The sequence below is a fragment of the Candidatus Paceibacterota bacterium genome (genome assembly GCA_035452965.1).
Lineage (GTDB): Bacteria > Verrucomicrobiota > Verrucomicrobiia > Limisphaerales > UBA8199 > UBA8199.
In genome coordinates this window covers 14,630-29,505 of sequence record DAOTCE010000002.1, presented here as the reverse complement: position 1 = coordinate 29,505, position 14,876 = coordinate 14,630, and the positions used below count along the sequence as shown (strand labels likewise).

Below are 14,876 nucleotides of genomic sequence, written 5' to 3'. Positions count from 1 at the left end.
GAAAGGTGGCGGGAAAGTCCGTGAAGGTCAACTGTGGCCAACGCCCGGTTCGAATACCCTGTCGCAAAAACTCTCCATCTGATATGCCACATGGCGTTATGTGCGAATCCCGTAGAACTTTCTTACAACGACTCGCAGCGCTGGGCATCGCGGTCTCGGCCTCACGGCCGCCGTGGGAGGCCGTTGGCGCCAAACCGTCCACCCTGCCTGAGCAGGCGCTGACGTTCCCGGGGCCGTGGGCGTTTTCGCTGCCGCGGTCATGGATTATCCTCGTCAGCGACCAGCAACTGGAGGACTTGCAGGACCCGGACCGGGAGGTGGACCTGAGCACGAGCAGCACGCCGCACCTGACCACCTTGCGAAAGATGTGCGAGCAAGCCAAAGCTCAGGGCGCGCGAACGCTCATTCTCGCGTTCGACGAGTTCTGGACGCAGTACCGCAAAGGACAGGGCGGGAAATCGAGGCAGTTGCTGCCGGATACGGAGGGCTACCTCCAGCGCTTGGCCAGGATCAGCCAAACGCTTAAGGCTTACGACCTGGGATTGGAGTTGAGCCTGCTGAGCCCCCTGGAGATTGGGCGAGGTTATCAGGAGAAGACCGGCGAATCGGGCCGCTGGGTGCATTACCGCGAGGGCTACCGTGATCCGGCGACCGGCCAATTCACAGTGTCCCTCTGGGAACAGCGCCGCTGGACCAATAACAAGGGCAGCATCGTTCTCAAGCGCACCGGGGTGCGGCTCTTCGCTTTCCGCGAACAACGGCTCGCCGAGACGGATCTATACTGGGTTGACCCGGCGGGCATTGTGGAGTTGAAGGCCACCCCGGACATCGAGGTCGGGGAGTCGCCGCAGCCGAGCACCGATGCCCGGCGCTTGATCATCCGTGGGCGCGGCGAGACGCAGATCGGCGGATTGAATCGTGTCCTTGCGGTTGTGAGCTATGCCACGCCGGAGATGGATTATTTCAGCCCGCAGGCGCGCCCGTTTCTGGAGGAGCTGGTGCGCCAATACCGCGCGGCGGGGGTGCCCCTGAATGGCCTTTACGCGGACGAGATGCACATCCAGCAGGACTGGGGCTACAACAGCCACCAAGACGAGGGCCAACTCACGTTCCGCTACCTTACCCCGCACCTGGCGAACCGCTACGCCGAACTCTACGGCGCGGAGTTCAAGGACTTCGAGAAATACATGGTGTATTTCACCTACGCCCAGCACGGGTTCCTGCCCAACCTGGAGGCGCGCGTGCCGGCGCAACATGTGCTGGGGCGCAGCGCGGAGGAAATCCAGAAGACCTTCCTCCTGCGGCGACGCTACTATGAGTTGCTCAAGGACACGGTGGTCGGCCTCTTTGCCGGCGCCAAGCAATTCGCCGAGAAGGCCTACGGTCACGAACTGGAAGCCCGCGCCCACGCGACTTGGGCCCAGAGCCCCACGTGCGACTTCTGGCGCACCCGCACCCGGCACGGGCCGCCGCGCCGTTACGACTACACGCCGGACTTCTGGTGGTCCAACACCGTCCACCAGGCGGCGTCGGCCTGCGACGATTACTTCGCCTGGAACGACTTCCTCACCGGCGGCGGCAACGACCATGCCGAGGGCGGCTGGTCGGACCGCAATTACTACGGCATCGCCCTGGCCTGCTCGACTGGCATCCTGAACCGCACCCCTTATGCCTATGCCGCCGCGTGGGGCATGCCGCATGCCGCAGCTCATCGCCGCCAGGCGGTGTGCGATGCCTTCGGCGCATCCGCCTCGCCCTGGTTTCAGGCCGTGCAAGACTGCCAGCACCGGGATACCGACGTGCTCATGCTCTACCCCCTGTCGCTGGTCGCCTGCGAAGAGCGCTTCGGTTCCTGGATGGTGCAATACGCCTACGCCAACTACGTGACTCCGCAGCGGCTGCTGCAGCACGGGCGCGTGAACGCAAAGGGCCAGATCGAAATGGCCGGGCGCAAGTTCGGCACGGTGGCGGTCCTGTTCGAGCCGCTGCCGCCGCCGGGTCTGCTGGACTTGCTGGACCAATTTGCCAGCGCCGGGGGCAAGGTCATTTGGGCGGGCCCACCCCCGCGCGTGGACCTCGCCGGCAAAGCCGTGCAGGCTCAATGGCAGAAGCTGTTCGGCGTGAAGGCGCTGCGGTTTGACCTCGAAGGCCATGGCGCCGGCGGCTGGCAGGTTCAATTCGCCGGGCGCCTCGCCAAGGTGCCCCCACAGACGATCCTTACTGACTTCCTGGTGGACTATATCTACCCGGTCGAACCGGACGCGGGGCCGGAGGTCGTCGCGAGAGTTGGACAGGACATCGTTGGCGTTCACCGGACGATGGCAAAGACCGGGAGCGCGACCTTCGTCGGCTTCCGCCCCCGCGACGACCAGGCCGCCTCGCTGGGGGCTGAAGTCCGCACCTGGTTTGAGATCTTGCTGGCCCTCGGCGCCTATCCCGGGAGCGGGGCCGACGAAAACCATAACGACAACCCAAGCGTCGTCTCTCGCCGGACGGACTTCGTCGCGTGCAGTTTCCCTAATGGCACCACCGTGCTCGCCGCGCATTACCGCGCGCACGTGGAAAGCTGGCCCGGCGGCTTTCATCGGGATGCGAAGCGGGACCAGGAGATTCTCGCGAAGAACCCCTTGCCCTCGGCCGCGCTGGAGCTGCAAGAGCTGCGGGTTAACGGGCATCTGGTCAGTTACAAAGGCCAGCTGGCGGTGGCCTTCCGCATGCAGCAGGCGACGCTAGGGGCATTTGCGGGCTACGAGTGCCAGAAGATCGCCATTGACGGACGGGAATTCGCCTTTGCGAGCGCACCGATGGCGCTGGTCGCCTGGGCTCCCGTCCTGCCTCAGCGGCGCGTGCCCGGGGGAGCCAGCATGGAAATCTGGGTCCAGGGCGAGGCTGACATGAGCCTGCCGCTGCCGCAGCAGGTGACCAACGGCGAGCTCTATGCGCAGGGAGCAAAGCTCGGCTCGTTTGGAGAGAAGATCACCTGCGACTGCACCGGCAGCACACTGCGTTTCAAGGCCCTGAACGCCTGGGGACAGCGGCGCCTGTTTTTCGTCCCGGCCTGACCCAAAACAGTGCTTCGTGCACGGGCAGAGCGCGTAGTCCTCTGCGCGCCGCAACCTGCACCCCTGCGGCAGGCAATCCCCCTCCTGCCTCCAGCACGACCGCCAGACGGGTGATGCCGCCGTTATGGCAGTCACACGCTGGCGTTGGCTTGCGACTGGCTGGAGGATGGCTTGGCAGTGCGGTCTGGCTACGGTGTGTATCCCATGGGGATCGCTCCCCATGGGATACACACCGGGGCACCACCGTGCCGTCATCGTAAACTCAAGCCAAAGGTGCCGGTGTCAGCGGGGACTGGAAAGTGCAGCCAGGCAACCTCACTGTCCAAAATTTGGACAGTGGAGGTCGGGGGTGCCCATCCGGGTTGAATGGGCGAAGACCACCGTTGGCAATTGCCGGAGAATTGTGATGAACCGCTCACGGGCACAAGGGGGAATATGCCGATGAACTGTATTTTGGCTGGCCAAGGACCTGTGACATTGGGAGTGTGAGGCAAGAACATGAAGAGCCTGCGAGCAGCAAGTCCGTGGCTGAGCTGGCTCGCCGTAGTTTGTGCGGCGGCGGGCGAGCCCAGGGTCATCATCGAAACCAACGTCCCGACCGTGATGCGCGATGGCGTCGTGCTGCGGTCCGACGTGCATCGGCCCGACAGCGGGGGACCCTACCCGGTGCTGGTGTGGCGGACTCCCTACGGCAAGCACAAGAAACAGTTCGTGGAGTATGTGAAGGGCGGTTATATCGTCGTCTGCCAGGACGTGCGCGGGCGGTATGCGTCGGATGGAACCTGGGAGTCGTGGCTGCGTCCGGAGACGCATGATGCCGAGGACGGCTATGACACTGTGCAATGGGCGGCCAGTTTGCCCGGCGCCAGCGGAAAGGTCGGAACCATCGGCTTCTCGTACGGCGGGTACTACCAGTGGAAACTGGCGGCCTTGCAGCCGCCGGCTCTGGGCGCCATGTCGGCACATAGCATTCCGGCCACCTACCCGGAAATCGAGGGGCCGGGAACTATCCGGCCGGGGCGGCGCCTTCGCTGGTCCATTGTAACGCTGATGCCCGACGTGCGGCGGCGGGCCAACCGGGCCGGCACACACACCGAAGCCGAGGCCTCCGCGCTCTGGGACGGCGGGGAAGGCCAGCAGTGGCTGCATTTCCTTCCGTGGCTGGATTTGCCGCAGCAAGTCTTCGAGGACGACATGCCCTATCTGCGTCACTGGCTGCAGCACCCGACCTACGATCCCTGGAAGCTGGACGAAGCCTGCCGGCGGGTCACGGTGCCCAACCTCGAGGTCGTGGGTTGGTATGATCACGCACACGGCAACATGCGGCTCTATCAGTTGCTCGTGAAATACGGCCAGACCAAGGCAGCGCGCAAGGGGTCGCGCCTGGTGGTAGGACCGTGGGCCCATTTCCCGCCCGGCGGCCGGAAATTCGGCAACATTGACTTTGGTCCCGCGGCCGACCTGAACCTGGATGCGCTGGATGTGCGCTGGTTTGATTACTGGCTCAAGGGCAAGCCCAACGGCGTGGACCGCGAGGCTCCAGTGAGAATTTTCGTGATGGGCGACAACCAATGGCGCGACGAAGTCTCGTGGCCTCCCAGGCGGACACGCCCCAAGACGCTCTACCTCACGAGCGATGGCCAGGCCAACACGCCCGCCGGCGATGGCAAGCTCGCCTGGCGGCGTCCGGCCGCCGACGGCCAGGACGAATACACCTACAACCCGCAGGATCCGGTCCCCACGCTTTTCCTGCCGGGCAACTTTACCTGTGCCAGCGACCAGCGGCGGCTCTCCAACCGGGTGGACATTCTCGTTTACCAGACTGAGCCCTTGGCCGAGCGGGTCGAAGTCACGGGCCTGCCCGAAGTCGAACTGTACGCGGTTTCCTCGGCGCCGGACACGGACTGGGTGGTGCGGCTCATTGATGTGGCTCCCGACGGCATGGCCCGCGATGCCTGCATGGGCCTGGTGCGCGCCCGTTACCGGAACGGCGTGGCGAAACCCAAACTAATCAAGCCGGGCGAAGTGGTGAAATACAGGATCCACATGGGTCCCACCTCCAACGCCTTCCTGCCCGGGCATCGCATCCGCCTGGATGTTACCAGTTCCGACTTCCCCAGCTACGACCGCAACCATAACACCGCCGCGGACCAGAACGCCGACGCCGGACTGGTCGTCGCCCACCAGACCATCCGTCACGGCAAGGTGTACCCCTCGAAGATCATTCTGCCCTGGGTGCCCAACCCCAAGTCACCGTGAGGGGAGTTCGAGGCAGCGCACCTCCCCGCGCGCATTGCGGACGTAGAGCCGACCGTTGGCCAGCGTCGGCGGTGTCCAGCACAGGCCGCTCAGCACTTTGGCCCGCGCCAGAGGCTTAAAATCGTCCGGCGAGGCCTCGGCCATCAGCAACTCGCCTTTGTCGGAAAGCACAATCAACCTGTCCCCGGCCAGGATTAACGAGCCGAACGTGGGGTCCTTGCTCGCCCATTTCAACTCGCCAGTCGGCAAGTGCACGCAGCGCAGGTCCGTGTCCCGCTTGGCCTCGCCGCTGAACGCATACAGATAGTCTCCCCGCACCACCCCGGGGCTGAGATGCATGTGCATCGCATTGTTGGTATAGACAAACCGTGTCGCGCCTTCGCGCACGGCCAGCAGACCGCAGCCGCGGCTGAAGCTGGAGATAAAGATGCGCCCGCCGTGCACCAGCGGGTCCGCGTTGTTGGTGTCCCAGTCCGTCTCCCAGAACTGTCGCCACAGCTCGCGTCCGTTCTGCGGGTCCAGGGCGACGAGGTGTTTGGCGGCAAACATCAGCACACACTCCCGCCCGCCGGAAGCGAAACGGGTTGGGCTGGCATAGCCGGCAACGTTGGTGCCGTTGGACCACACGACGCGGCCTGTGTCACGATCCAGCGCGATGCCCGCTGTCCCGGCGTTGAGAATGACTTTGTCGCCCCAGACGAGCGGCGAGCCTGCAAAACCCCAGCGGTTCGGCTTGAAGTCGGCCTGGCGCAAATCACGCTGCCAGATGACGTCACCTTTGACCGCGTCGAGGCAGAACACGTCCCCCCACTTGCTGATCGTGAACACCCGGCCGGCAACGACAGTGGGTGTTGACCCGGGACCGCCTTCGTACCACTGCGGGCCAAGCTTCGCCGCGTATGTGTGTCGCCAAAGCGTCCTTCCGCTATCGGCCTCGAAGCACCAGACCGTGTCCTGATCGTTCGTGTTGCCCAGTGTGTAAGCCCTGCCTTCGCTGATGGAGATCGAGGAGAACCCCGTGCCAACCGACGCCCGCCAAAGCACCTTGGGCCCCTCGGCGGACCACTGCGCGCTGACCTGCTCCGAGGTGACTCCATCGCGACCGGGCCCGCGCCACTGGGGCCAATCCGCGGCGGACAACGCCGGCGCCAGCACCATCACTGCCGCTCTCAAGCACCACTTCATAGCCCTTTTTACCACAGCTGGCGCGAAGGAAGCGAAGATTTTGCGTTCCCCGTGCTGCTTTGCGGCTACACTGCGAGCGTGAGCCGTATTCGCAGAGGCTACGAAGCCCGGTTTCGCAGGCGCTTGCGCCAGGCGCGGGCCCGGCGATTGGACCAGGGTGTCCAGTGGCTGCTCGCGAAAGCGCATGACCTGAGCGCGCACGACGAAATCTCTCTCGCTGACGCCCTGGACCGGGTGTATGAACAACTCGCCGCCCGCAGGCCTCTTCCGAGGTCGGATCCTGCGCCCATCCCGTACCTGTTCCTGTGCGATGCCGGCCTGGGCGGCCTGGCCCGGTGGTTGCGGGCTGCGGGCTACGATGCCCACTGGCAGCCGGACATCGCCGACGACGAGCTGCTGCGCGAAGCACAAGCCACCTCCGCCACTGTCCTGACTACCGATGGCATGTTGATGGAGCGTCGCCTTCTGCGGGACGAGATCATTCCTTCCTTCTGGCTTCCGCCGACGCTGAGCATCGCAAAGCAACTGGTGCTGGTAATCCGCGAATTCGACCTCACGTTGCGCGGGGCACGCTGCATGAGTTGCGGCGGTGAACTGCGTCCGGTTGCCAAAGAAGCTCTGCGCGAACGAATACCACCCCGCACCTTTCGTTGGCGCGACGAATACTTTATCTGCGCTCGCTGCGACAAGCTCTTCTGGCACGGCACCCATTGGCAGCGCATCCTGGGGGCCCTGGCCGCGCTAAACCGCGACGGGAGCGGGAGGGGCCAGGCAAACTAGGCGGGCGCGCCGGCACGGAGTCTGGCGATGATGCCGGGCAGATGTCGGAGCACGTATTCCACTTCGTCCTCCGTGTTGTAGATGCTCAGGCTGAAGCGGATGCTGCTTCGCGCGCGCGCGGCGTCGCAGCCCATCGCGGTCAGCACGTGCGACGGGTCGAGCGAGCCGGTGGTGCAGGCCGACCCGCTCGAAGCGCAGATGTCCGCCTGGTCCAGCAGCATCAGGATGCCTTCCGCCTCGACGCCCTCGAAGGCGATGTTGCTGGTGTTGGGCAGGCGCGGTTCTCGGGCGCCGTTGCGCGCGGTTCCGGGAATGCCTTGCAGGATGCCGGCCTCCAGCTTGTCGCGGAGGGCGCGAACGCGGGTGTTCTCCTCGTCGAGATTCGCCCGGGCCAGTTCCGCCGCGCGGCCAAAGGCGACGATGTTGGCGACGTTCTCGGTGCCGCCGCGCCGTCCACGCTCCTGCCCGCCGCCGACGATGTAGGGCTGGTATTTGACCCGGCGCTTGAGGTAGAGCAGCCCGATGCCCTTGGGCGCGTGCAGCTTGTGCGCGGACAACGAGAGGAAATCCACGTCGAGTTCCCGCACGTCAATCTTGAGTTTGCCCGGAGTCTGGACGGCATCGGTGTGGAACAGGGCCCCTTTGCGGTGGCAAATGGCGGCGATGTCGCGGATGGGGAACAGGACGCCGGTCTCATTGTTGGCCCACATGACCGAGACGATGGCCGTGTCGGCGCGAATGGACTTTTCCAGCAGCTCGAGGTCGAGTGCTCCGTCCGAGGCAACGGGGAGGAAGGTAACAGCGTAACCCCGTTTCTGGAGGAGTTCGCAGCATTTGATGTTGGCGGAGTGCTCGACGGCGGTGGTCAGGACGTGGCGCTTGTCGGGTTGCGTGGCCAGGGCGCTCTGGATGGCCGAGTTGTTGCTTTCAGTGCCGCAACTGGTGAAGACGATCTCCCGGGGTTCGGCGTTGATCAGCGCGGCGACCCTGGCCCGTGCTTCGTCCAGATGGTTGCCAAGCTGCCGCCCGAAGGTGTAAGTGCTGGACGGGTTGCCCCAGTAATCGCGCAGAAAAGGGAGCATTGCCTCCACCACCTCTGGTGCCACACGTGTCGTAGCGTTATTGTCGAAGTAGTAAATGGTCGTGCTGCTCATGGCGGCAGTGTCTATGGGTGATAAAGTAGCCGGTTTGGCGCGGATTTGAAAGTCGAACCGGCGGCACGGAAGCGACAAGGCGCGGATGAAGGAATTGTAGCCGCCAATGTCAGTTGGCCCTGGCCGGCACTACTATGAATAGATAAGGTAACTGACGGGCGTTGCCTCAGTCGAGCGACTTCTGGTAGCGCTCGGAGACGAAGTCCCAGTTGATCACATTGAAGAACGCCGCCACGTATTCCGGCCGGCGGTTCTGATATTTCAAGTAGTAGGCGTGCTCCCAGACATCAACCCCGAGCAAGGGCAGCCGGCTTTGGCTGATCGGCGAATCCTGATTCGGGGTCGGCTCGATCTCCAACTTTTTGTCGGCCCGCAGGACCAGCCAGGCCCAACCGCTGCCAAACTGACCCAAAGCCGCCTTGGTGAAGGCGTCCTTGAAAAGGGCAAGACTCCCGAACCGCTTCTCGATAGCTTTGAGCAGCTCGCCCGAAGGTTGGCTGCCGCCCTTTCTCATCATTTGCCAGAACAACGTGTGGTTATAGTGCCCGCCGCCATGATTGCGGACCGCGGTGCGCACCTTCTCCGGCACGGCGTTCAAGTCCCTGAGCAACTTCTCCACCGGCTGCTTGCCGATGGCGGGGATCTCGGCCGCGGCCTTGTTCAAGCCCGCCACGTAGGCCGCATGGTGCTTGTCGTGGTGAATCTGCATGGTCAGCGCGTCAATGTGAGGCTCTAGCGCGTCAAAGGCGTAAGGCAGCGGCGGCAACGTAAATGGTCCTGCCGCCGGAGCCGGTCCTGGCGCGGGTTGAGCCTTCACGCTGCGCAAGACCGCGACCGTAGAACAGGCCACGGACGCCAGTGCGGTTGTCTTCAAGGCTTGTCTGCGCGTCATCATGGTCGAGTTCATTCTATTGTGATTTGCATGGAATCGGCCTTGCGTAATTTCTGCCGGCTCCTGTGTCACCATTCGCACGATAGGTGCGCCAGCGCAAGTCGCCCGCCGGGGAATCGCGCAGCCAAGCACAAATCGTGCATTCGGGAATAGTGCGGGTGTCGGCAGCTTGCGACTTCACCAACTCCGCGCCCCTCAGCCGACCGCTGGCTGGTCACTGGAAATACGTCTGAACCACGGCCTGCTTCTCGGCTTGGGGAATGAACGAGGCCTCCACCGCGCAACGGTTGCACGCGGCGATGTCCTCCAGGCTCAGGCCCAGGATTTCGTGGGCGATGCGGTATTCGTTGTTCAGGTTCGTATCCAGCACCTCCGGGTCGTCGGAGTTGATGGTGACCCGCACGCCCCGGTCGAACAACTGTTTGAGCGGATGATCCTCGATGCGCCTGACGGAGTTCGTCAAGTAGTTGCTCCACGGACACATCTCCAGCGTCACCCCGGACTCCTTGACCAACTCCACCGCAGCCGGGTCGTGGATGACATGTGTGCCGTGCCCGATCCGGTCCGGGTTGACGGCGTGAATGGTCTCCAGCACCGCCGAGGCGGGCGTGTCCTCGCCGGAATGGACCGTCACATTGAGCCCGGCTTCCTTCGCCTTCAGGACCGGGCGCACGAATTCGCCGATGGAGTGTGCGGTTTCGGTGTCCGCCAGGTCAATGCCGCAGACCTGGCCTTTCCAGCGGACGGCCCAGTCAACCGTCTTCTCACAGGAGCCGGCCCCCAGACTGCGCGAGGTGATGGCGATCAAGCCGACCGCCATCCCAAAGCGGGTAACGGCGCGCTCTTTGGCCCGCAAGATGCCCGCCAGGGCTTCGTCCCAATCCAGCCGGTGGCCGCTAAACGCCCAATCTGGCGAGAAGCGTACCTCCAGCAGCTTGATGTTTTGCGCGTTTGCATCCTCGAAGAGTTCGTCGGCAATGCGTTCCACCGCCTCCGGGGAAACGATGCTGTATTGTGCAATGCGGAACGCCTCGAGCACAGCCCCCAAATCCTTGAGCTGGTCATAGACCTTGACGTGGGGGTTCAGCGCGGACTCATCGTCAGCGGGCAGCTTGAGCCCGTGCTGGCGGGCGATGTCAATGATCGTCGCCGTCCGGATGGCACCTTCGAGATGACAGTGGAGCTCGGCTTTGGGGAGGCGGTTGTAGTATGCGTCAAAACACTTCATGGCTGGCCGCGTCCGCGAATGAAGGACAATACCGGGCTGGAAAGCAATCGGAAACTCAGTCGCACTCAGTCGGCAGGCCGGCGACAGAGTGAAAACCACGAGGCGTTGCCAAGCTGCTGTTTCCGAACCGCCGCTCATAAACACGTCAGACCATCCGTACACCGTGCAGAGGACTGCCCGCCTTGCCTTCGCTGAGGCCCCGGGCTTCTTCGCGGCAGGTAATTTCATGCGATTTCCTCTTTGACAGTTGTCCGGTTCGCTGGCAGGGTGGCACCCCAATTTGGGAAGGGCTTCCAAAGTTGCAGGACTAAATGGGGTCAGCGTAACTACCGAATTAATTAAAATATTATGTCAGAGCTAAACGGAAACTTGTTAGTGGCACAATCTGGCGGGCCGACGTCCGTCATCAATGCCAGTCTGGCCGGCGTCATCCAGGAAGCAGGACGGCATGACTGCATTGAGGAAATCTACGGCGGCGCCAATGGCATCCTTGGCATCCTCAACGAGGAACTGGTGGACATTAACGACGAGAAGGCTCGGACCATCGACGGGCTGAAATACACGCCCGCCGCCGCGTTGGGCACGTGCCGCTACAAGATTGATTTCAAGAAGAAGCCAGAGCAGGCCGCCCGGGATATGGACCGCCTCTTTCAGGTCTTCGAGGCGCATAGCATTCGCTACTTTGCCTACATCGGCGGCAACGACTCGCAGGATACCTCGCACAAGATCCATGAAGAGGCCATCAAGCGCGGTTACGTGATGCGAGTCATGGGCGTGCCCAAGACCATTGACAACGACCTGCCTCACACGGACAACTGCCCCGGCTATGGTTCCGTGATCAAGTACAACGCGACGACCGTCATGGAAGTCGGCCTCGATGTGGGGAGCATGGCGACCGACGACGGCTCTTGCTGCATAATCGAAGTGATGGGCCGTTCGGCAGGCTGGATCGCCGCTGGCACCGTCCTGGCCAAGCGTGGCCACTCGGCCAACCCGCCCCACATCATTTTGCTGCCCGAACTGCCCTTCGAGGAGGAGAAGTTCCTCGCCAAGGTCAAGGAGACAGTGGCCGCCTACAAGTACTGCGTGGTGGTTGTCGGCGAAGGCATCAAGGACCCCACTGGCCACGAGGTCGGCGCCGACAAGACCCGGCTGGATGCCTTTGGCCACCCCGTGCTGGCAGGGGCGGCGGAAGAACTCAAAGAACTCGTGCAAGGCAGGCTCAACACCAAGACCCGCACCGTGCTGCTCGGCTACGCCCAGCGCGCGGCGGCCCACAGCGCGAGCCTGACCGATGCCTCCAACGCCTTTGCCTGCGGCGAAGCCGCCGTCAAGGCAGCCGTTGCCGGCCAGAGCGGTTACATGGTCAAGATAGTACGGGAAGCGCAGCCCGACGGCTCGGTTAAGTGGAGCACCGGCCTCCAGCCGCTGGCTGACATTGCTAACGTCGAGCATTTCATCCCGCGCGACTGGATCAGCGAAGACGGCTACCTGCCCAACGAGAAGTTTGTTGCTTACGCCCGGCCATTGGTCGAGGGCGAGGTCAAGTTCCCGGTCGAAGCCGGCCTGCCGCGCTACGTCGTGCTGGAAAAAACGAAGGTGGAGAAGAAACTCCCGCCGCGCGCTTAGCGCGGATCCCTGCGCGCGACTTTTGGCCGCACGCAGGAGCTAGAGTCAGACCCGCCCGCGCCGAGCCGCCGGGGATGCGGTCAGCTGGTGCTGAAACTCGGCCCGGCACACTTCCAGTTGCGCGCTTGGCGCGTGTTCATAACATCCTGGCCAACTCCGACATGGACGCCCCGCGGGTCTGGTGATTGAATGGCAGGAGCAGGACTTGGCAGCATGGCTGAACACCCAACAGACAAATTGAACCAGGCAGGGATGGGCGCGCCCGTCTTCCCGCCCGGCTTGCACCATGCCTACCTGTTTTCGGTCTTCAACGCCTTCTCCTACCAGATCATCCTTAATAGCCCGATGGTCCTTTACGCTAGGAGCCTGGGTGCCAGCGCCACTGTGCTCGGCATCATCGCCGGCATGATGCCTCTGCTAGTCATCTTCCAAATCCCCGCCGCCAACCATATCCCCCGGCTCGGCTTCAAACGCTTTGTCTATGCCGGGTGGGGCATCCGGGTCATGTTCATCTTCGCCATGGCGCTGGTGCCGCTAAGCGGTTTCTTCCTCAGACCCGAGACCCGGCTGGCGCTGATGCTCATGCTGCTGTTCGGTTTTAACCTCTCGCGCGGCATCTCCAGTTGCGCCTGGCTGCCTTGGATCACCGCCCTGGTCCCGGCCCCCCTGCGCGGCAAGTACCTGGCCCGGGACGCCGCGGTGCAAAACTGCGCCAGCCTCATCACCTTCCTTATCGCCGGTGCCTGTCTCAGCGGCCAGACGCGCTCCTGGCAATTTGCAGCCCTCTTCGCCTTCAGCGCCGTCATGGGGGCCGTAAGCCTCGCGTTCCTGAACCGCATCCCGGACGCCGAGATGCCGGAGGCAGTGCGGGCATCCAAGGGCCGCGTGCCTTGGGTGGAGATGATCCGCTATGCCCCTTTCAAGAAGCTGCTGCGCACGCTCGTGGCCTTCTCGATCGCTTATGGCGGACTGACAGCGTTTGTCGTGGCCTTTCTCAAGAGCCAAACCGGCATGTCCGAGGGCCAGATATTACTTGTCAACTCCAGCGCCTTCCTGGGCGGCCTCAGCAGCCTCTGGTTCTTGGGCTCACGGCTCGACCACCTCGGCAGCAAACCTGTGTTGAGCTTCTGCTTCGCCGGTTGGGTGGCGGTGCTTGGGGGATGGATCACTTTGTCCGGCGGCGTCCTGCCGGTGAAACTGGTCAGCGTTCTGTTGCTGCAGTTCCTGATGGGCCTGCTGGCCGCGTTAATCCAAATGGCCAACACCCGCCTTGCCATGGCCGTCATCCCCGTAATGGGCCGCAACCACTTCTTTGCAATCTACTCCACCATCGGAAACGTCACCCTCGGCCTCGCACCGATCGGTTGGGGATTGCTCATTGACGCCGTCGGCGCGCGCTCCCCAATCTGGCTGGGTCTCTCGTGGAACCGGTTCACCGTCTTCTTCGCCGCTGCCGCCATCGCTTTCCTGGTCACGTTGATTCTCGCCCGCCGTTTGCATGAACCTGAAGCCGCCAGCATGGAGGAACTCCTGCGAGAGATCCTCATCCAATCCCCGCAGCGCTTCTGGATTCGATTCTGGCCAAGGGGAGGAACGTAGGTAACCAGCAGTGCGGGAGAACGGGTTCAAATGCAGAGATTTGTCAATAACCTCCAGATTGCAGCGCAACGGTAACGTTGCCGTGGGTGGAGATGACGGAAAGGCGAACTGGAGATCCACAGGGTACTCACCAACGCGTCAATGTTTCGATTACGTGCTACTGGTTGGCGAAGGTGGGTGTCCGGATAGGTATAACGGATCACGGCGCGCGCCTTTTGGCTTGGCAAGGCAGGTATATGCCCTACCCTTCTGTTCGTGATCCATCCGACCGCCATCATTCATCCCCGGGCCAAGCTTGACCCGACGGTTCGGGTGGGACCTTACACGGTGATTGATGAAGGCGTGGAGGTCGGTTTGGGTTGTGTCATCGGCCCGCAGGCCTATCTGACGGGTCTGACGACTATTGGTGCCCACAACCACTTTTACGCCGGATGTGTCATTGGCGAGGCGCCGCAGGACCTGAAATACAACAGCGAGCCCACTCGGCTGCGAATTGGCGACCATAATGTCTTCCGAGAGCACGTCACCGTCCACCGTTCGAACCAGACAGCGGAAGAGACCCTCATTGGGTCGCATAACTTCCTCATGGCCCACTCGCACGTGGCGCACAACTGCCGCTTGGGGGACCGGGTGATTCTGGCCAACGGGGCATTGCTGGCAGGACACGTGACGCTGGCCGACCGCGCCTTTATTTCCGGCAACTGTGTCATTCACCAGTTCGTGCGCGTGGGAACGCTGGCGCTGATGCAAGGTGGTACGGCCATCAGTAAGGATCTGCCGCCGTATACCGTGGCGCGTGGCCATAACGGCATCTGTGGGCTGAACACCGTCGGCCTTCGGCGGGCCGGTATGTCGCCGGCGGAGCGACTGGAGTTGAAGCAGCTCTACCGTGCGCTTTTCCGCGAACGGCGCAGCCTGCGCGCAGCCGTGGCCGAGGCCCGCAGCCAATTCTCCGGCGCGCCCGCCAGGGTGATGCTGGATTTCATCGCCGACTCCAAACGCGGGATCTGCGCTGACGTTGGCGGCTCGGACGACAGCAGCGAGCTGTGACGCAACCGGTTTTGAGCTTTGACGACGGCTCCGTCTGG

Annotated in this window: 10 protein-coding genes; 6 read left to right on the top strand and 4 right to left on the bottom strand. The window is 63.2% G+C overall.

All coding sequences use genetic code 11. From position 1 onward, the window contains the following. The first annotated feature begins 83 nt into the window (after positions 1–83). Together P5205_02175 and P5205_02170 are read left to right on the top strand one after the other, a co-directional pair. On the top strand, positions 84–3,062 hold the full coding sequence (locus P5205_02175) for a hypothetical protein (protein ID HSA09154.1): 2,979 nt from the start codon (positions 84–86) through the stop codon (positions 3,060–3,062). Positions 3,063–3,560: 498 nt separating this feature from the next. Next, a complete protein-coding gene (locus tag P5205_02170; GenBank protein ID HSA09153.1) occupies positions 3,561–5,321 on the top strand; it encodes a CocE/NonD family hydrolase in 1,761 nt (586 codons plus the stop codon). On the opposite strand, the gene P5205_02165 is transcribed toward P5205_02170, so the two are convergent. Continuing rightward, the gene (locus P5205_02165) at positions 5,313–6,506 is read right to left on the bottom strand and encodes a PQQ-like beta-propeller repeat protein (GenBank protein HSA09152.1); all 1,194 of its coding nucleotides are present in this window, start codon (positions 6,504–6,506) and stop codon (positions 5,313–5,315) included. The two genes, P5205_02170 and P5205_02165, sit on opposite strands and share 9 nt — an antisense overlap. A 78-nt stretch (positions 6,507–6,584) precedes the next feature. Here P5205_02165 and P5205_02160 point away from each other — a divergent pair, with 78 nt between their 5' ends. Then, positions 6,585–7,286, top strand: a complete 702-nt coding sequence (locus P5205_02160; GenBank protein HSA09151.1) for a Mut7-C RNAse domain-containing protein — start codon at positions 6,585–6,587, stop codon at positions 7,284–7,286. On the opposite strand, the gene nifS is transcribed toward P5205_02160, so the two are convergent. The 3 genes from nifS to add all read right to left on the bottom strand — a co-directional run bounded on the left by nifS (position 7,283) and on the right by add (position 10,560). Further along, a complete protein-coding gene (gene nifS, locus P5205_02155; protein ID HSA09150.1) occupies positions 7,283–8,440 on the bottom strand; it encodes a cysteine desulfurase NifS in 1,158 nt (385 codons plus the stop codon). The two genes, P5205_02160 and nifS, sit on opposite strands and share 4 nt — an antisense overlap. Before the next feature lie 166 nt (positions 8,441–8,606). After that, the gene (locus P5205_02150; GenBank protein HSA09149.1) at positions 8,607–9,335 is read right to left on the bottom strand and encodes a superoxide dismutase; all 729 of its coding nucleotides are present in this window, start codon (positions 9,333–9,335) and stop codon (positions 8,607–8,609) included. 211 nt (positions 9,336–9,546) lie between these two features. Beyond that, entirely contained in the window at positions 9,547–10,560 is a 1,014-nt protein-coding gene (add, locus tag P5205_02145) for an adenosine deaminase (protein HSA09148.1), read from the bottom strand. 348 nt (positions 10,561–10,908) lie between these two features. Here add and P5205_02140 point away from each other — a divergent pair, with 348 nt between their 5' ends. The 3 genes from P5205_02140 (at position 10,909) to lpxA (ending at position 14,838) form a co-directional block, all read left to right on the top strand. Continuing rightward, a complete protein-coding gene (locus tag P5205_02140; protein HSA09147.1) occupies positions 10,909–12,189 on the top strand; it encodes a 6-phosphofructokinase in 1,281 nt (426 codons plus the stop codon). A 213-nt stretch (positions 12,190–12,402) separates the two neighbouring features. Beyond that, a complete protein-coding gene (locus P5205_02135) occupies positions 12,403–13,788 on the top strand; it encodes a hypothetical protein (protein ID HSA09146.1) in 1,386 nt (461 codons plus the stop codon). 255 nt (positions 13,789–14,043) lie between these two features. Next, the gene (gene lpxA / locus P5205_02130; protein ID HSA09145.1) at positions 14,044–14,838 is read left to right on the top strand and encodes an acyl-ACP--UDP-N-acetylglucosamine O-acyltransferase; all 795 of its coding nucleotides are present in this window, start codon (positions 14,044–14,046) and stop codon (positions 14,836–14,838) included. The last annotated feature ends 38 nt before the right edge of the window (positions 14,839–14,876 follow it).